Source organism: Streptomyces sp. AHU1 (genome assembly GCF_045343905.1).
Taxonomy (GTDB): domain Bacteria; phylum Actinomycetota; class Actinomycetes; order Streptomycetales; family Streptomycetaceae; genus Streptomyces; species Streptomyces triticiradicis.
Genome location: NZ_CP174283.1, coordinates 4,272,924 through 4,289,706, shown reverse-complemented (window position 1 = coordinate 4,289,706; position 16,783 = coordinate 4,272,924). Strand labels below are relative to the sequence as shown.

17 protein-coding genes are annotated in these 16,783 nt (G+C 69.7%); 7 read left to right on the top strand and 10 right to left on the bottom strand.

Features of this window, described 5'->3' with window-relative positions; translation table 11 throughout:
- Window positions 1–41: 41 nt before the first annotated feature.
- Both ACICHK_RS19160 and ACICHK_RS19155 read left to right on the top strand, forming a co-directional pair.
- Window positions 42–1,049, top strand: coding sequence for a bifunctional lytic transglycosylase/C40 family peptidase (locus tag ACICHK_RS19160; protein WP_225860832.1), 1,008 nt, complete (start codon window positions 42–44; stop codon window positions 1,047–1,049).
- A 195-nt stretch (window positions 1,050–1,244) separates the two neighbouring features.
- On the top strand, window positions 1,245–1,946 hold the full coding sequence (locus tag ACICHK_RS19155) for a phosphatase PAP2 family protein (RefSeq protein ID WP_406837877.1): 702 nt from the start codon (window positions 1,245–1,247) through the stop codon (window positions 1,944–1,946).
- 57 nt (window positions 1,947–2,003) lie between these two features.
- Here the strand turns inward: ACICHK_RS19155 and ACICHK_RS19150 are convergent, their stop codons facing one another.
- On the bottom strand, window positions 2,004–3,596 hold the full coding sequence (locus ACICHK_RS19150; protein WP_406837876.1) for an FAD-binding oxidoreductase: 1,593 nt from the start codon (window positions 3,594–3,596) through the stop codon (window positions 2,004–2,006).
- A gap of 451 nt (window positions 3,597–4,047) precedes the next feature.
- Window positions 4,048–4,236 carry a hypothetical protein gene (locus ACICHK_RS19145; RefSeq protein WP_151472744.1) on the bottom strand — a complete coding sequence of 63 codons (189 nt, stop codon included), beginning with the start codon at window positions 4,234–4,236 and terminating at the stop codon, window positions 4,048–4,050.
- A gap of 100 nt (window positions 4,237–4,336) precedes the next feature.
- Between ACICHK_RS19145 and ACICHK_RS19140 the strand changes: the two genes are divergently transcribed.
- Both ACICHK_RS19140 and ACICHK_RS19135 read left to right on the top strand, forming a co-directional pair.
- Window positions 4,337–5,170: a hypothetical protein gene (locus ACICHK_RS19140; RefSeq protein WP_406837875.1), complete on the top strand. Its 834-nt coding sequence runs from the start codon at window positions 4,337–4,339 to the stop codon at window positions 5,168–5,170.
- 133 nt (window positions 5,171–5,303) lie between these two features.
- A complete protein-coding gene (locus tag ACICHK_RS19135) occupies window positions 5,304–5,492 on the top strand; it encodes a hypothetical protein (RefSeq protein WP_103554216.1) in 189 nt (62 codons plus the stop codon).
- A 112-nt stretch (window positions 5,493–5,604) separates the two neighbouring features.
- On the opposite strand, the gene ACICHK_RS19130 is transcribed toward ACICHK_RS19135, so the two are convergent.
- Window positions 5,605–5,961 (bottom strand): metal-sensitive transcriptional regulator, encoded by a 357-nt coding sequence (locus ACICHK_RS19130; RefSeq protein ID WP_151472742.1) that lies wholly within the window; start codon window positions 5,959–5,961, stop codon window positions 5,605–5,607.
- Between the two features lie 237 nt (window positions 5,962–6,198).
- On the opposite strand from ACICHK_RS19130, the gene ACICHK_RS19125 reads away from it, so the two are divergent.
- From ACICHK_RS19125 to ACICHK_RS19115, 3 genes are all read left to right on the top strand, one after another.
- Window positions 6,199–6,819, top strand: a complete 621-nt coding sequence (locus ACICHK_RS19125) for a DUF47 domain-containing protein (RefSeq protein ID WP_103554218.1) — start codon at window positions 6,199–6,201, stop codon at window positions 6,817–6,819.
- Between the two features lie 7 nt (window positions 6,820–6,826).
- Entirely contained in the window at window positions 6,827–7,825 is a 999-nt protein-coding gene (locus ACICHK_RS19120; RefSeq protein ID WP_406837874.1) for an anion permease, read from the top strand.
- A 176-nt stretch (window positions 7,826–8,001) separates the two neighbouring features.
- Complete coding sequence (locus ACICHK_RS19115) at window positions 8,002–8,226, top strand: hypothetical protein (protein ID WP_406837873.1); 225 nt, start codon at window positions 8,002–8,004, stop codon at window positions 8,224–8,226.
- Here the strand turns inward: ACICHK_RS19115 and pstB are convergent.
- The 7 genes from pstB to ACICHK_RS19080 all read right to left on the bottom strand — a co-directional run bounded on the left by pstB (window position 8,202) and on the right by ACICHK_RS19080 (window position 16,483).
- Window positions 8,202–8,978: a phosphate ABC transporter ATP-binding protein PstB gene (pstB, locus tag ACICHK_RS19110; protein ID WP_151472740.1), complete on the bottom strand. Its 777-nt coding sequence runs from the start codon at window positions 8,976–8,978 to the stop codon at window positions 8,202–8,204. The two genes, ACICHK_RS19115 and pstB, sit on opposite strands and share 25 nt — an antisense overlap.
- Window positions 8,979–9,025: 47 nt before the next feature.
- The gene (pstA, locus tag ACICHK_RS19105; RefSeq protein ID WP_406837872.1) at window positions 9,026–10,084 is read right to left on the bottom strand and encodes a phosphate ABC transporter permease PstA; all 1,059 of its coding nucleotides are present in this window, start codon (window positions 10,082–10,084) and stop codon (window positions 9,026–9,028) included.
- Window positions 10,081–11,088 carry a phosphate ABC transporter permease subunit PstC gene (gene pstC, locus ACICHK_RS19100; protein ID WP_406837871.1) on the bottom strand — a complete coding sequence of 336 codons (1,008 nt, stop codon included), beginning with the start codon at window positions 11,086–11,088 and terminating at the stop codon, window positions 10,081–10,083. The genes pstA and pstC overlap by 4 nt, the downstream gene beginning before the upstream one ends.
- Before the next feature lie 100 nt (window positions 11,089–11,188).
- Complete coding sequence (gene pstS / locus ACICHK_RS19095) at window positions 11,189–12,319, bottom strand: phosphate ABC transporter substrate-binding protein PstS (RefSeq protein WP_406837870.1); 1,131 nt, start codon at window positions 12,317–12,319, stop codon at window positions 11,189–11,191.
- Window positions 12,320–12,779: 460 nt separating this feature from the next.
- Window positions 12,780–13,196 carry an NUDIX hydrolase gene (locus tag ACICHK_RS19090; RefSeq protein ID WP_406837869.1) on the bottom strand — a complete coding sequence of 139 codons (417 nt, stop codon included), beginning with the start codon at window positions 13,194–13,196 and terminating at the stop codon, window positions 12,780–12,782.
- 10 nt (window positions 13,197–13,206) lie between these two features.
- Window positions 13,207–14,271 carry a CHAD domain-containing protein gene (locus tag ACICHK_RS19085; protein WP_406837868.1) on the bottom strand — a complete coding sequence of 355 codons (1,065 nt, stop codon included), beginning with the start codon at window positions 14,269–14,271 and terminating at the stop codon, window positions 13,207–13,209.
- A complete protein-coding gene (locus ACICHK_RS19080) occupies window positions 14,252–16,483 on the bottom strand; it encodes an RNA degradosome polyphosphate kinase (protein WP_151472735.1) in 2,232 nt (743 codons plus the stop codon). Before ACICHK_RS19080 ends, ACICHK_RS19085 begins: the two co-directional genes overlap by 20 nt.
- Window positions 16,484–16,783: the final 300 nt, after the last annotated feature.

The window sequence follows — 16,783 nt, the reverse complement described above, 5'->3', positions numbered from 1 at the left end:
TCTACACTGACGTCGGCGGACTCCCGGTCGGCGAGGGGCGGTTGACGGTGCGTAAGGCCTGGATCGTGGCGACCGCGGCCGTCGGCGCGGGGATGGGCTTCGTGATGCTGCTCGTCGTCGGCGTCTACCTGGTCGCCGGGAACCTCGCGGGAGGCATCGGCGGCGGTTCGGTCGGGCTCGCCAAGGGTTCCGTACCCGCCGCGTACCAGAGCCTCGTGCAGAAGTGGGGCAATCTCTGCTCCGCGATCAATCCCGCCCTGCTCGCCGCCCAGTTGTATCAGGAGAGCGGATTCAATCCGAACGCGAAGAGTCCGGCGAAGGCGGAAGGGATAGCGCAATTCATTCCGGGGACGTGGGCCACGCACGGAGTCGACGGCGACGGGGACGGCGTCCGCGACGTATGGAACCCGAATGACGCGATTCCGTCGGCCGCCTCGTACGACTGCGAGCTCGCCTCCTATGTGAAGAACGCTCCGGGAAACCCCACCGAGAACATGCTCGCCGCCTACAACGCGGGTGCCTACGCGGTCATCAAGTACGGGGGCGTGCCGCCGTACGCGGAGACCCGGAACTACGTGAAGACGATCACCACGCTGGCGAAGAGCTTCGCGGCCCCGGTGACCCGTGTGGACCCCTCGCAACAGGCGGCGGGAGCCATCACGTACGCGCAGAAGAAGCTCGGCACTCCCTATCTGTGGGGTGGCAACGGAACGGCTGACCAGGGTGGACGCTTCGACTGCTCGGGTCTGACCAAGGCCTCGTACGAAAGCGTGGGGGTGACCCTGCCGCGGGTGGCCAACGACCAGTACAACGCGGGACCGCACCCCGGGCGCGACGAACTGCTGCCGGGGGACCTGGTCTTCTTCTCGGACGACCTCACCAACTCCCGGGCCATCCGGCACGTGGGCATCTACGTGGGCGGCGGATACATGATCGACGCCCCCAGGTCGGGTGCCGTCATCCGGTTCGACCCCATCGACACGCCCGACTACTTCGGGGCCACCCGGGTGACCGAGGATGGCGCGAAAGCGCTGCCCACTTCGGTATGAATCCACCCCCTGATCTGCGGCGATATCTCTCTTCGATAACGTGTGCGTGATCATTCCGTGGAGGGTGGAACGTATTGAAGGGGACCGTGCGTTCCTTTTGACGTAGAGAAGTGATCTACAACCACGGGGGTGGGATCGAGCGGCGCGCGAAAGGGCGTGGCCGCGGGTGAACGACGACGAAGGGGCCGCAGCGCCATGGCGCAACTCGCCGAATCCGGTTCGAACCCCGACGTCGACCTGCTCTACGAGATCAACGGCCTGGCCGAGCACACGCCGCACTGGTTCGACCGGATCGTGGAGTTCGTCGGCGAGTGGGGACTCCTGCTCGCGATGGTCCTGCTGGTCGTGTGGTGCTGGGCGACCGTACGGCGGCGGGGCGGAACCGACGCGGCGGCCTCCGTGGCCGCGCTCGTCTGGACACCGCTCGCGGCCGGTGTCGCGCTCCTGGTGAACGTCCCGATAAGGGGTTTCGTGGAGCGTCCGCGCCCCTTCGTGGACCACCAGGGACTGGACGTCCTCGTGGGCGGCAAGACCGACTTCTCCTTCGTCAGCGACCACGCGACGATCACGATGGCGATGGGCGTCGGACTCTTCCTCGCCAACCGGAGGTTCGGGCTCGCCGGGATAGCTCTGGCGCTGCTCGAAGGGTTCTGCCGGGTCTTCATGGGCGTGCACTACCCGACGGACGTCATCGGCGGGTTCGCGCTCGGCACGGCCGTCGTCCTGCTGCTGTCGCCGCTCGCCATGGCCCTGTTGACCCCGGTCATGAAGGCCGTGGAGGCGGCGCCCCGCGTCGGCCGGCTGATCCGCGCGCGCGGTGCCGCACCCGCCGGGGAGGAGAAGCTGATCCCGGGGGCGCGGGCCGAGCACACGGAGGAACGGGACCTCGCCGCGTAGGTCCCGTTCCGGGGTTCCTCGGATCAGAGCGCCTGTCGGATCAGAGCGCCTGTCGGATCAGAGCGCCTGGGGGAACGAGAAGAAGCGGTTCGGGTCGTACTGCCGCTTCAGGGTCGTCAGACGGGCGGCCGCGTCGCCGTAGTACGCCTTGCGCCAGTTCGTCAGCGTCGCGTCGGTGTAGTTCTGGTAGGCCGCGCCCGAGGCGTACCGGCCCATCGCGTTGTGGGCGCCCGTCAGCCAGGACTGGGCGGTGGTGCCGGAGGTGCCCGCCCGCCAGGACGCGATGTACTGGGCGAGCATGCGCGAGCGGCGGTGCACGAACGCGGTGGACGTGGGCGCGACGCGGTTGACGGCGCCGCCGAGCGCGGTGAGCGCGATGCTGCCCGCGCCGCCGCGGACCGCGGAGATCTGGTTCAGGAGCGTCTGGATCCCGGCCGCCGGTATCGAGCGGTCGAAGAAGTCCGAGCGGGCCGCGTACGTCTCGCGGCCGAGGGCGCCCTGCGGGCTGCGGCCCGGCGTCGAGCCCGGCAGATGGCACTGGGCGTCCGCGGCGAACGACGAGCAGCCCGCGTACACCTCCATCGCGTCCTCGTACGAGCGCCGCTTGAGGGTGACGCTGCGCGCGGGGGAGCCGATCCGGTCGGCCAGCCGGTCCACCGCGTTCTGGAGCTCGCCGTAGGTGCCGAGGGAGAAGGCGGCTATGGAGACGGTGGGGGCGCCGCCGGCCGCGCAGGCCAGGTGGCAGGACGACCAGATCTCGTCGGGCTGGGTCGGGCCCCACTCCTGCCACGCCTTGACCACCGCGGCGGCCTTGGCCCACGGCCAGGTCATGTACGCCGAGACGCCCTGGGGCGCCGGGTGGGTCTTGAAGCGGAGCTCGGTGACGACGCCGAAGTTGCCGTTGCCGGCGCCGCGCAGCGCCCAGAACAGGTCCTTGTTCTGGGTGGCGTTCGCGGTGAGCTGCTTGCCGTCGGCGGTGATCAGCGTCGCCTGGGTGAGGCTGTCGCAGGTCAGTCCGTACGCCCGGGACACGACGCCGTGGCCGCCGCCCAGGGTCAGTCCGGAGACGCCCACGGTGGGGCAGGAACCGGCGGGGATGGTGACGCCCTTCGCGGCCAGGGCGCGGTAGACGTCGATCAGCTTGGAACCGGCGCCGACGACCGCCTCGTTCGCCGAGGCGCGGATCCTGTTCAGCTTGGAGACGTCGATGATCAGGCGGCCGTCGCCGGAGGACCAACCCGCGTAGGAGTGGCCTCCGTTGCGGATGGACACCTTCACGCCGTGGGCGCGGGCGTAGTCCATGGTCGTGCGGATGTCGTCGGCGTGTGCGACGTAGGCGACGGCGGCGGGCTTCAGGTTGTCGAAGCGCGTGTTGTACAGCTGGTGGGCGGCGGGCCAGCTGTGGTCGCCGGGGCGGATCAGGGCGCCGTCCAGCTGGTGTCCCAGCGCGGTCCAGTTGGCGGCCGCGCGGTTGGCCGCGGTCGCCGTGCGTATGCCGGTGGTGTCGGCCGCGGTGTCGGTGGCGGTGCCGCTCGTGCTCCCGGCCTTGCCGTCGGCGTGGTTGCCCCCCTTGTCGCCGCCGTTGCAGGCGGACGTCGCCGCCGCCGCGAGAACGGCGGTGGCTCCGCCGATGAACGAACGCCGCTGCATGTGTGCCTCCCGTGGGTTCCTTGGAACGAGACGGGTGCCCGGGTCCGGGGGTTCCGCGCGTATGTCGCAGAACTGCTACGGGTGCGGTTCCGGTCCGGTGGGTGGGGCCCGGTGGGTGAGGCCCGGTGGGTGGGTCGGGGCCGTGCCGGTACATCCGCCCGCATCCGGACGGATCCCAGCGGCGCTGTGAAGCGCAGGGGGTTCCGATCCGTCCGGCCTGCGGGCATTCGATGTACCGGCACGGCCCCTTCCGCGCGCTGCCGACTGCGGGTGATCGGTGGTGGCCATTCCGGTTGCCTTGTGCCGGATCCCGGCCGCGGGTGCGTCGTGGTGACTGTTCAGCCCCGGTCGGCAAGATCCAGCCCCTCCGGCGTTTGAGGAGCGGGGGTCCGGGGGCGGAGCCCCAGGGGTGGGAAGGGTGGGGGCGGAGGGGGCGAGGAAGGCCGGTGGGTCAGACGGGGGCCGTCAGGGCGTGGGTCGTCGCGTCCGTGCGGGCCTGGCTTCTGGCGCGGCGGGCCGGGCCCCGCCAGCCGCAGGTGCAGCGGGCCAGGCAGAAGGGGCCTTGCTCGACGGTCGTCGTCCGGTGGCCGGGGAGGGGGTCCGTCTCGTCCAGGTGCTCCACACCCACAACGTTACCCATGCCGGGCGAACGGATTCCTGCCGCGTGACGGGCGTCCCCACCTGTCGTTAAGCGGAACGACGGGAAGGCCCGGGACGGACCGGCTGGGGGTCGGTGGACGATGGTGGCGCAGCAGCAGGAACGGGCGGCGGCCCTGGTCGCGTTCGTCGCGGCGGGGCTCATGGTCTGTGGTACCGGGTGCTCGGGCGGCGGTGCGGCCGCGCAGGACGCGCGCACCGGGTCCGGCACCGTCGGGACGCTGCGCGAGGCGGTGTCCGTGCTGGAGCGCGCCGGCAGCGCGAAGGCCAGTACGTCGATGGAGATGGCCACCGGAGGGACCCGGGTCACCATCCGGGGGCGGGGCGTGTACGACTTCAGGAAGCAGACGGGGCGGCTGAAGGTGGTGCTGCCGCAGGACCCGGCCGGCGCGGCCGAGCACCGTCCGATCACCGAACTGCTGACTCCGGGTGCCCTGTTCATGAAGAATCGGGGCGCCGGCGTGCCGGCCGACAAATGGGTGCGCGTGGCGACGGCCGGGCTCACGGACGGCAATCTGGTCACGGGCGGCGCCACCGATCCGTACGCCGCGGCCGAACTGCTGCGCGGCGCGCGGTCGGTGACCTACGTGGGGAGGACCGAGGTCGCCGGGATCCCGGTCCGGCACCACCGCGGGACCGCCGACCTCGAGGCCGCCGCGCGGGGCGCCTCGGCGGCGCAGCGGCCGGCCCTGACGGCGGCGGCGAAGGGGTTCGCCACCACCGCGGTGCCGTTCGACGCCTACGTCGACGACCAGGGGCGGCTGCGCAAGGTCCGGTACCGGTTCAGCTTCGTCAACGGACAGCGGAAGGGCACCGTCGCCGTCGCGTCGACGCTCCTGCTGTACGACTTCGGTGCTCCCGCCGTCGTACGGCTGCCGGAACCCTCGGACATCTACGCGGGGAAGATCGCGGAGTAGTGGCTTCCGGGGAGACGGGCAAGAGCATCCGGAGCCGTAGCTTCACAGGAGGGCCGGAAATGGCCCTTCCGTGCCATGCGCGGTGTGTAGGCCGCTCCCTACCCTAGGAAGTCGGTGACGGCAGGAAGAGGTGATGCGCGTGGCTCCGCTCGGCGGTACGGCAGTTCAGGACCACGTGGCCCTCGCCGAGATCGACCTGTGCGGCGAGCTGATCATCGCGGCCTCGGCGGCCCATGAGGACCGCCTCAGCCTGGAGAGCATCGACGCGGTGCTGAAAGTGGCCGAAGAACGCGCACCCGAGCGGCGGGGCGTGGAGGACTAGTCCTTTTCGGCCCCGTCCCCGGTGGCCGGAGCACGCGCGTCGCGGATGTCACATGCGTCGTATCTCTCACGTTTCGCGTGGTTCCGCCGGCCTTCCGTGACCGGCGGGCCGCTCAGGTGCGCAGCAGGCGGCCGATCGCCTTCGTCGCTTCCTCGACCTTCGCGTCGATCTCGTCGCCGCCCTTGAGCGCCGCGTCCGCCACGCAGTGGCGCAGGTGCTCCTCCAGGAGCTGGAGGGCGAAGGACTGGAGGGCCTTGGTGGAGGCGGACACCTGGGTGAGTATGTCGATGCAGTAGACGTCCTCGTCGACCATGCGCTGGAGGCCGCGGATCTGCCCCTCGATGCGGCGCAGCCGCTTCAGGTGCTCGTCCTTCTGCTGGTGGTAGCCGTGGATGCCGCGGTCGTGGTCGGTCACGATCTCCTGCGCCTCGCCGGAGGGCGTCGCCGCGCCGGCCTCGGTGGTCGTCATCGCGTCCTCCTGCTGGATCCGATCGGCGATCCTGTCTGAAACGCCACTTACATATACCCCTGGTGGGTATATCGTACCGAACTTTGCGGGGTAGTGAATTCTTGCCCGGCCCTGGTGCCGGACCCCGTGCCGACCACCGTGCTCGATGGGCGACACTGGGTGGCGGCCCGTTAGCCGTGGCTGGATGATGCGCCTAGCATCAGCCTGTCCCAACCGAAGCACCCCGAGGACCCCAACGTGCGCTTTCGTCTGACCCCCAGGGAGACGAGCTTCTACGACATGTTCTCCGCGTCCGCGGACAACATCGTCACGGGCTCGAAGCTCCTGATGGAACTGCTCGGGGCGGACGCTTCCGCTCGGGCCGAGATCGCAGAGCGTATGCGGGCCGCGGAACACGCTGGTGACGACGCGACGCACGCGATCTTCCACCAGCTGAACTCCTCCTTCATCACGCCCTTCGACCGCGAGGACATCTACAGCCTCGCCTCGTCCCTCGACGACATCATGGACTTCATGGAGGAGGCCGTCGACCTGGTCGTCCTCTACAACGTCGAGGAACTCCCCAAGGGCGTCGAGCAGCAGATCGAGGTCCTGTCGCGGGCCGCGGAGCTGACCGCCGAGGCCATGCCCAACCTGCGGACCATGGACAACCTCACGGAGTACTGGATCGAGGTCAACCGTCTGGAGAACCAGGCCGACCAGATCCACCGCAAGCTGCTGGCCCATCTCTTCAACGGCAAGTACGACGCCATCGAGGTGCTGAAGCTCAAGCAGATCGTGGACGTGCTGGAAGAAGCGGCCGACGCGTTCGAGCACGTGGCGAACACGGTGGAGACCATCGCCGTCAAGGAGTCCTGACCCGTTCATGGACACCTTCGCTTTGATCGTGACCATCGGGGTCGCGCTCGGTTTCACGTACACGAACGGCTTCCACGACTCGGCGAACGCCATCGCCACCTCCGTGTCCACGCGTGCCCTGACGCCGCGGGCCGCGCTCGCCATGGCCGCGGTGATGAACCTCGCCGGCGCGTTCCTCGGCAGCGGGGTCGCCAAGACCGTCAGTGAGGGGCTGATCCAGACGCCCGAGGGCTCGAAGGGGATGGGCATCCTCTTCGCGGCGCTCGTCGGCGCGATCACCTGGAACCTGATCACCTGGTACTTCGGTCTGCCGTCCTCGTCCTCGCACGCGCTGTTCGGCGGCATGGTCGGCGCGGCCCTGGCCGGTGGCACGACGGTCTACTGGAGCGGCGTCCTCGACAAGGTCATCATCCCGATGTTCCTGTCGCCGCTCGTCGGCCTGCTCGTCGGCTATCTCGTGATGACCGTGATCATGTGGCTGTTCCGGCGTTCCAACCCGCACAAGACCAAGCGCGGTTTCCGTATCGCGCAGACGGTGTCCGCGGCCGGCATGGCGCTCGGGCACGGTCTCCAGGACGCCCAGAAGACGATGGGCATCGTGGTGATGGCGCTGGTCATCGCCGGTGAGCAGGGGGCGAACGACCCGATCCCGGTCTGGGTGAAGATCGTCTGCGCGACGATGCTGTCGCTGGGGACGTACGCGGGCGGCTGGCGCATCATGCGGACGCTCGGGCGGAAGATCATCGAGCTCGATCCGCCGCAGGGCTTCGCGGCGGAGACGACCGGTGCGTCGATCATGTTCGCCACGGCCTACATCTTCAAGGCGCCGATCTCCACGACCCATGTCATCACCTCGGCGATCATGGGTGTCGGTGCGACGAAGCGGGTGAACGCCGTGCGGTGGGGCGTCGCCAAGAACATCGTCCTCGGCTGGTTCATCACCATGCCGGCCGCGGCGCTCGTGGCCGCAGTCGGCTTCTGGGTCGTGAACCTCGCGTTCCTGTGAACGTGAAGTCCCCTTCGTGAAAGTGATCTCCCCTTCATCGAAGGGGAGATCATTTCGTTTACGAGAGCTACGGCGACCACTTCGGAGTCTGCGACAACGACTCGGACGGCGCTGGCGTCCTCGGCTACTGGAAGGCCGGCAGCGACTGCATCAAGGTCTGCCTCCGGGACGACGGCGTGGTGCTGACGGCCACGTGCAGCGGCCGGGAGAAGCAGTACGCCGGCAGCCCCCTCCAGGGCCTGTCCGGCACGGACCGGGTGCGGATCGTCCACCCGTACGACGACGGGCCCGCCCCCGGGAGCCAGGGGCGGGCCCTTCTCGTCCTCGCGGTGGCACCGCCATGCAGCACCGCGAGGGGATTCGGGAGGCGGTCCGGTCAGCCGAAGCGGCCGGAGATGTAGTCCTCCGTGGCCTGGACGGACGGGTTGGAGAAGATGCGCTCCGTGTCGTCGATCTCGATGAGGCGGCCGGGCTGGCCCACCGCGGAGAGGTTGAAGAACGCGGTGCGGTCGGAGACGCGGGCGGCCTGCTGCATGTTGTGCGTCACGATGACGATCGTGAAGCGCTCCTTCAGCTCACCGATCAGGTCCTCGATGGCGAGGGTGGAGATCGGGTCCAGGGCCGAGCAGGGCTCGTCCATGAGGAGGACCTGCGGCTCCACCGCGATCGCCCGCGCGATGCACAGACGCTGCTGCTGACCGCCGGACAGGCCGGACCCGGGCTTGTTCAGCCGGTCCTTGACCTCGTTCCAGAGGTTCGCGCCCTTGAGGGACCGCTCCACGATGTCGCCGAGCTCGGACTTCTTGTAGCTGCCGTTGAGCTTCAGGCCCGCCGCCACGTTGTCGAAGATCGACATGGTGGGGAAGGGGTTGGGGCGCTGGAAGACCATGCCGATGGTCCGGCGCACGGCGACGGGGTCTATGCCGTTCCCGTACAGGTCCTCGTCGTCGAGCAGCACCTTGCCCTCGACACGGCCGCCGGGGGTGACCTCGTGCATGCGGTTCAGGGTGCGCAGGAAGGTCGACTTGCCGCAGCCGGAGGGGCCGATGAAGGCCGTCACGGAGCGGGGCTCGACCGTCATGGAGATGTCTTCGATCGCCTTGTGGGCGCCGTAGTAGGCGGTCAGACCGCTCACGTCGATTCGCTTGGCCATGTCAGTCACTGCTTCTTTCGAAAGGATCGGGTCGCTGATCGGCCGCGTCAGCGGCCCGTCTTGGGTGCCTTCCAGCGCGCGATGGCGCGGGCTCCCATGTTGAGGATCATGACGAACAGGATGAGGGCGAGCGCCGCCGCCCAGGCCCTGTCGACGGACGCCGGGGTTCCCGCGGAGTACTGCCGGTAGATGTACAGCGGCAGCGAGGCCTGCGGGCCGTCGAACGGGTTGTTGTTGATGAAGCCCGTGCCCCACACCAGCAGCAGCACCGGGGCGGTCTCACCGGTGATGCGCGCGACGGCGAGCATCACGCCCGTGGTGATGCCGCCGATGGACGTCGGCAGGACCACCTTGAGGATGGTGCGCCACTTCGGGATGCCGAGGGCGAGGGAGGCCTCGCGCAGCTCGTTCGGGACGAGCTTGAGCATCTCCTCGGTGGAGCGGACCACCACGGGCATCATCAGGATCGACAGGGCCATCGCGCCGGCGAAGCCGGAGTAGCCCATGTCCAGGATCAGGATCCAGAAGCTGAGGATGAACAGACCGGCGACGATCGACGGGATGCCCGTCATGACGTCGACGAAGAAGGTGACGGCCTTGGCGAGCTTGCCCCGGCCGTACTCGACGAGGTAGATCGCGGTCAGCACACCGATCGGCACGGCGATGAGCGAGGCGATGCCCACCTGCTCCAGGGTGCCGATGAGCGCGTGGTAGATGCCGCCACCGGTCTCGGCGTCGGCGACCACACCCATGGAGTGGCTCAGGAAGTAGGTGTCGAAGACCTTCACACCGCGCTTGACCGTCTCCCAGATCAGGGAGACCAGCGGGACGACGGCGACGATGAAGCAGACCCACACCAGGCTGGTGGCGACACGGTCCTTGGCCTGGCGGCGGCCCTCGACGCGCGCGGCGGCCACGTACGTACCGAGGACGAAGACGATCGCGGCGATCAGGCCCCACTGGACCTTGCTGTCCAGGCCGGCGGCGAGGGAGATGCCGATGCCGGCCGCGACGGATCCCGCCGCGATGGCCCAGGGGGACCACTTGGGAAGGCGGCCGCCGCGCAGCGTGCTGGCGTGCTTGCGGAGGACGGGTGCGTTACTCATGCGTTGGCCCCCGAGTACTCCTTGCGGCGGTTGATGATGAAGCGCGCCGCGCCGTTCACCAGCAGGGTGATCACGAACAGGACGAGACCCGAGGCGATCAGGGCGTCCTGGCCGAACACGGTGGCCTCGTTGAACTTGGCCGCGATGTTCTGCGCGAAGGTGCCGCCGCCCGGGTCGAGCAGGCTGGCCTGGATGTCGAAGCTCGGGGAGAGCACGGTGGCGACGGCCATCGTCTCGCCGAGCGCGCGGCCGAGGCCGAGCATCGAGGCGGAGATCACGCCGGAGCGGCCGAAGGGCAGCACCGACATGCGGATGACCTCCCAGCGCGTGGCGCCGAGGGCCAGTGCGGCTTCCTGGTGCATCTGCGGGGCCTGGCGGAAGACCTCACGGCTCACGTTGGTGATGATCGGCAGGATCATGATCGCGAGCAGGATGCCGACGGTGAGCATCGAGCGGGGCGCACCGTCCTGCCAGGTGAAGATGCCGGTCCAGCCGAAGTACTCGTCGAGCCAGCCGAACAGCCCGTTCAGGTGCGGCACGAGGACGATGGCGCCCCAGAGGCCGTACACGATGGAGGGGACGGCGGCGAGCAGGTCGATCACGTACGCGATGGGTCCGCCGAGCTTGCGCGGCGCGTAGTGCGTGATGAACAGGGCGATGCCGACCGCGACCGGGACCGCGAGGGCCATGGCGATGACCGCGGAGACGATCGTGCCGAAGGCCAGCACCGCGATGCCGAAGACCGGCGGCACGAGGTTGGTGTTCCACTCGAAGGTGGTGAGGAAGTTGCCCTCGTTCTTGCTGAGCGCGAGCGAGGCGCGGTAGGTGAGGAAGACCGCGATGGCGGCCATGATCACCAGGAGGAGGATGCCGGAACCCCGGGAGAGCGCGAGGAAGACGCGGTCTCCGGCGCGGGTGGCGCCGCGGGCGGCGCGCTTGCGCGCGGCACCGGAAGATCGTGGGGTGGGGGGAGGTGCTTCAGTGCTCTGTGTCGATATGTCCATCGTGAGTCTCCGGTCTGCGGAGCCGGATCGAGTGGCGGCTCCAGGCGGCGGTGCACCGGACGGTGCGGCCCGCCTCGGCGAGGCGGGCCGCACACTCGGGTCAGCTCAGGTTCGCGATGGTGGAACGAACCTTGGTGATGATCTCGGCGGGGATCGGCGCGTACTGGGCGGCGGTGAGCTGCTTCTGGCCGTCCTCGCTCGCGGTGTAGGTGAGGAAGGCCTTGGTGGCGGCCAGGGTGTCGGCCTTGTTGCCCTTCTCGCAGAGGATCTCGTAGGTGACCAGCGTGAGCGGATAGGCACCCTCGGCGGTCGGCTTGTAGTTCAGCTCGAGCGCCAGGTCGTTGCCGGTGCCGACGACCTTGGCGGCGGCGATGGCTTTGGTGGCGTTCTCGACGGTGGCGGCGGCCGGGGCGGCGGCGTCCGTCTTGAGGGAGGCGGCCTTGACGTCGCCGGTGGCGTAGGAGAGCTCGAAGTACGAGATCGCGCCGGGGGTCTGGTTCACCTGCTGGGCGAGACCGGAGGAGCCCTGGGCGGACTGGCCGCCCTTCGCCTGCCAGGCCTTGCCGCCGGAGTACTTCCAGTCGGCCGGGGCGACGGCCTTCAGGTACTTGGTGAAGTTGTCCGTGGTGCCGGACTCGTCCGAGCGGTGGAAGGCCTGGATCTTGGTGGAGGGCAGCTTCGCGTCGGGGTTCAGCTTCGCGATGGCCGCGTCGTCCCACTTCGTGATCTTGCCGTCGAAGATCTTGGCGATCGTCGAGGCGTCCAGGACGAGGTTGTCGACACCGGGGACGTTGTAGCCGACCGCGATGGGGCCGCCGACCATGGGCAGGTCGATCGCGGCGTTGCCGCCGCAGGCCTTCTTGGCGGCCGCGGCGTCCTCGGGCTTGAGCGCCGAGTCCGAACCGGCGAACGCGGTCTGGCCCTGGGTGAAGGCGGTGACGCCGGCGCCCGAACCGGTCGGGTTGTAGTTGATCTGGACGTCCTTGCAGGCGGCCGTGAAGGCCTTGACCCAGGCGTCGATCGCGTTCTTCTGCGCGGAGGAGCCGGAAGCCTGCAGCTGGCCCTTGGCGTCGTCACACTTGATGGCGCTGTTGTTGCTGGCCGAGGCCGAGCTGCCGCCACCGTTGCTGTTGCCGGTGTCGTCAGAACCGCACGCCGTGAGGGCCAGGGCGCCGGAGACGGCGAGAGCACCGAGGGTGAGGGCCCGCCGGTTCATGCGCTGAAGCTTCACTTCGGGAGTTCCTTCCAGGAGCCGCCGTCAGGTGGCGGCGTGCGATGTCTGTGAACTGCGATCCGTAGCGAGGTGAAGGGTTCGTCCGAAGGCGTCCTTCGCACCGCGTAAGGCCGAAATTAAGCAGATCAGGTGAAGGCGCCGAAGGCCGTAAATGAACGGAGGGTGAACCCCTGACGGCGGTGCGGTGAGGTCACGGAACGCTCACGTCGAGGACACGGGCATGTCCCGGCCGAGGGGTCCGGAAGGGAAACTCCAGGTAATCGAACGGGTGTGTACGTGATGGGTGGTGCCCACGTTCCCGTCATGGCTCATTCGCCCCGATTTCCTCATGAGCAACAGCGAAGGGCGCGCCCACTACGGTGAGTGGCCGTCTGCGGCTCCCCGGGAGCCGCTTCCGCGCAAGGCGGGACGCCGCGCCGGATGCCGGGAGCAGCGTCCTCCTATACAGGGGAACACGTCAGGCCGGACGCAGCGCGTCCAGCAGCGCGTCGACCAGATCGCGGTCGCGGGGCTGGGTGAGACGGTGGCGGGCGGCGGTGGGGGAGAGCCAGAGCACGCGGTCGACCTCGTCGTTCGGGACGAAGCGGCCCTCGGCCGCCTCGGCGGCCCAGTAGCGGACCTCCTTGGGGCGCTCGCCGACGACGTAGCGGATCGTGGGGAGGACGGCGCCGGGGACGGCGTCGTAGCCCGTCTCCTCCTCGACCTCGCGCAGCGCGCCGGCCAGGAACTCCTCGCCGTGTTTCAGCTTGCCCTTGGGGTGCGACCAGTCGTCGTACTTGGGCCGGTGGACGAGGCAGATCTCCAGCGCGGAGTCGACCGGGGACCGGCGCCACAGGACGCAGCCCGCTGCTCGGATGGTGTCGTCGTCGGCCATGGGGCCTCCCTCAGGGGGTGGGTACGGCTTCCTTCTGCCAGGCCTGCTGGAAGGCGAACCGTGCCGCCTCCACCTCGTGCCGCTGGTCGGCGTGCAGCACGCCGAGCGCGTACGCGGTCGCCGGCGCGATGCGCGGGGTGCGGGCGGCGGCGGCCGCGGCGGCGGCGGCCTCCGCCGCGTCCCGGTGCCGGTTGAGCGCCTTGCCCGCGCCGAGCAGGCGGGCGTCGACGGGGCGTTCCCCCCGGTGCAGCACCTCGTCGGCGTAGCGGTGCAGCCGCAGCAGCAGCCGGACCTGGTGCCAGGACGTGTCCTGCGGCTGGGGAGCGGTGTCGGCGGAGAGGCCGTGCACGAGGGCTTCCGCGTTGTAGGGGCGGCCCGCGACGACCAGCGGCAGCGCGGTGACGGCGTCGGCCAGCCGGTCCTGGGCCGCGGCGGCCAGCGGACGCAGATCGGCGGTGTCCGCGGCCGGGACCAGCGGAACCTCGCTGGCGAGCACGGCGACGCTGTCGGCGACGGCGTGGAAGCGGGAGGAGCCGAGGGCCTGGAGGGCCGCCGAGTGGGCGCGGGTGCGGGCGAGGGTCAGCTGGCGGTCGAGGAGCGCGCCCGCCTTCGCGGCGCCGACGGTCAGACCGCCCGACTTGGAGGACCCGGTCGTGCCCTGGCCGGGCAGGCTGACCGTGCCCGACAGCCGGTTCAGCGCGCCGAGCAGCCGTTCCAGGCGCGCGGAGTAGGCGTGTTCGCGTGCCAGGGTGCCCGACAGCCAGGCCAGTTCGGGGCGCATCCTCTCCGACCAGTCCGCGTCGAGGAGCGGCCGGAAGGTGTGCAGGCTGCCGCTGATGCGGCGGGCGGAGCGGCGCAGGGAGCGCGCCGCGTCACCGGACTCCCCCCCTCCGCTCGCCGCGCCGCCGGTCTCCCGGTGCTGGCGCAGCGAGCGGAGGAACTCCGTGGCCTGGGCCCGCAGATAGCCCGCGAGGGCGTCACCGATCGGTGCACCTCCCTCGTCGAGGGGGGCCGAGGCCCTGGGGGCCGTCCCGGCCACGGAGCCGGTGGGGGGATCAAGGTGCTGCTGTGCCACGCCGGCGCCTCCGGGCGTCTATGAGCATCTCCTGGACGTTCCGCAGGGGCTGGCCCTCCGCGTCGGTCGCGTGGCGGATCCACTCGCCGTCGGGGCCGAGGTGCCAGGAGGCCGTGGTGTCGGACATGCCGGTCTCCAGCAGCCGGTTGAGGGCTGCGCGGTGAGCCGGGTCGGTGACCCTGACCAGGGCCTCGATCCGCCGGTCGAGGTTGCGGTGCATCATGTCGGCGCTGCCGATCCACACCTCGGGCTCGCCTCCGTTGCCGAAGGTGAAGACCCGGGAGTGCTCCAGGAAGCGGCCGAGGACGGAACGGACCCGTATGTTCTCGGACAGGCCCGTGACGCCAGGGCGCACGGCGCAGATCCCGCGCACCCACACGTCGACCGGCACGCCGGCCTGGGAAGCGCGGTACAGCGCGTCGATGAGCGCCTCGTCCACCATCGAGTTGACCTTGATGCGGACGAAGGCGGGACGCCCGGCCTTGTGGTGCTGCACTTCCTTGTTGATCCGCGCTATCAGGCCGTCGCGCAGGGACTTGGGCGCGACGAGCAGACGGCGGTAGGTCTCGCGGCGCGAGTACCCCGAGAGCCGGTTGAAGAGGTCGGAGAGGTCCGCGCCGACCTGGGGGTCGGCGGTGAGCAGTCCGAGGTCCTCGTACAGCCGGGCGGTCTTCGGGTGGTAGTTGCCGGTGCCGACGTGGGAGTAGCGGCGCAGGGTGTCGCCCTCCTGCCGGACCACGAGGGACAGCTTGCAGTGGGTCTTCAGGCCGACGAGGCCGTACACCACGTGGCAGCCGGACTCCTCGAGCTTGCGGGCCCACTTGATGTTCGCCTGCTCGTCGAAGCGGGCCTTGATCTCGACCAGGACGAGGACCTGCTTGCCGGACTCGGCCGCGTCTATCAGCGCGTCGACGATCGGGGAGTCGCCGGAGGTGCGGTACAGCGTCTGCTTGATGGCGAGCACGTCCGGGTCGGCGGCGGCCTGCTCCAGGAAGGCCTGCACCGAGGTGGAGAAGGAGTCGTACGGGTGGTGCAGCAGGACGTCGCGCTCGCGCAGCGCGGCGAAGATGTCGGGCGGCGACGCCGACTCGACCTCCGCGAGGTCGCGGTGGGTGCCGGCGATGAACTTGGGGTACTTCAGCTCGGGCCGGTCGAGGGAGCCGATGCCGAAGAGGCCCGTGAGGTCCAGGGGACCGGGCAGCGGGTACACCTCCGCCTCGGAGATCTTCAGCTCGCGCACGAGCAGGTCGAGGACGTAGCGGTCGATGGACTCCTCGACCTCCAGGCGCACCGGCGGGCCGAAGCGGCGCCGCATGAGCTCCTTCTCCAGGGCCTGCAGGAGGTTCTCGGCGTCGTCCTCCTCGACCTCCAGGTCCTCGTTGCGGGTGAGCCGGAAGGTGTGGTGCTCGAGGACCTCCATGCCCGGGAAGAGCTCCTCCAGGTGGGCCGCGATCACGTCCTCGATGGGGACGTAGCGGTTCGGGGAGGCCTCCAGGAAGCGGGAGAGCAGCGGCGGGACCTTGACGCGCGCGAAGTGCCGGTGGCCGCTGACCGGGTTCCGTACGACGACGGCGAGGTTCAGGGACAGGCCCGAGATGTACGGGAAGGGGTGCGCGGGGTCGACCGCCAGCGGGGTCAGGACCGGGAAGATCTGGTGCCGGAAGAGGGTGAACAGGCGGGCCTGCTCCTTCTCGGTCAGCTCGTTCCAGCGGACCAGGTGGACGCCTTCCTCCGCGAGCGCGGGGGCGACGTCCTCCTGGTAGCAGGCCGCGTGCCGGGCCATGAGTTCCCGGGAGCGGGCCCAGATCATCTCCAGGACCTCGCGGGGCTGCAGGCCCGAGGCGGACTTGGTGGCCACGCCGGTGGCGATGCGGCGCTTGAGGCCGGCCACCCGGACCATGAAGAACTCGTCCAGGTTGCTGGCGAAGATCGCCAGGAAGTTGGCGCGCTCCAGGAGGGGCGTGTTCGGGTCCTCGGCGAGTTCCAGAACGCGCTCGTTGAACGCCAGCCAGCTGCGCTCGCGGTCCAGGAAACGACCTTGCGGCAGCATGATCCCGTCCTGCGAGGCGTCCTCGTACGCGTCGAGGTCGGCGTCGAGGTCGGGCTCCAGATCGGACACGTTCGCCGCGACGGTGTGCGGGCGGTGGGCGGCGATGGAGCCGACGGAGGGCTGCGGGTGCTGCACGGGTGCCTGGGCGCTTCGCTGGTTCATGGACCCATTCTTCCGTGCCGAGGGCGAGACCGGCGCGTCGGAGAGGGCAGGGGCCAGGGCGTTGATTCGGAAGATCCTGTTCCGCTTTTCTGGCGTACGCTGACTCCGCGTCGACGGTGAGGGCTCGTTCTCCGGCGAGGGAGAAGGCTCAGGCACGGCGGGCTGCATTCCCCGAGCGTCGCAAGGTCACCTGAATCGATGGTTACGGCGACATGACGTGCGGGATATCGGGGAGAGGCTCCCGGACGTCTGCATGTCAGGGAGCCGTGTCCACACCCGCCCGCGTCACGTGCGCGTCCG

Coding starts and splice junctions, on each gene's coding strand:
- pstA (WP_406837872.1), bottom strand. CDS start 10,084: ATGAGTAACGCACCCGTCCTCCGCAAGCACGCCAGCACGCTGCGCGGC.
- ACICHK_RS19120 (WP_406837874.1), top strand. CDS start 6,827: ATGGACACCTTCGCTTTGATCGTGACCATCGGGGTCGCGCTCGGTTTC.
- pstC (WP_406837871.1), bottom strand. CDS start 11,088: ATGGACATATCGACACAGAGCACTGAAGCACCTCCCCCCACCCCACGA.
- ACICHK_RS19155 (WP_406837877.1), top strand. CDS start 1,245: ATGGCGCAACTCGCCGAATCCGGTTCGAACCCCGACGTCGACCTGCTC.
- ACICHK_RS19145 (WP_151472744.1), bottom strand. CDS start 4,236: ATGGGTAACGTTGTGGGTGTGGAGCACCTGGACGAGACGGACCCCCTC.
- ACICHK_RS19140 (WP_406837875.1), top strand. CDS start 4,337: ATGGTGGCGCAGCAGCAGGAACGGGCGGCGGCCCTGGTCGCGTTCGTC.
- ACICHK_RS19135 (WP_103554216.1), top strand. CDS start 5,304: ATGCGCGTGGCTCCGCTCGGCGGTACGGCAGTTCAGGACCACGTGGCC.
- ACICHK_RS19080 (WP_151472735.1), bottom strand. CDS start 16,483: ATGAACCAGCGAAGCGCCCAGGCACCCGTGCAGCACCCGCAGCCCTCC.
- ACICHK_RS19090 (WP_406837869.1), bottom strand. CDS start 13,196: ATGGCCGACGACGACACCATCCGAGCAGCGGGCTGCGTCCTGTGGCGC.
- ACICHK_RS19130 (WP_151472742.1), bottom strand. CDS start 5,961: ATGACGACCACCGAGGCCGGCGCGGCGACGCCCTCCGGCGAGGCGCAG.
- ACICHK_RS19150 (WP_406837876.1), bottom strand. CDS start 3,596: ATGCAGCGGCGTTCGTTCATCGGCGGAGCCACCGCCGTTCTCGCGGCG.
- pstB (WP_151472740.1), bottom strand. CDS start 8,978: ATGGCCAAGCGAATCGACGTGAGCGGTCTGACCGCCTACTACGGCGCC.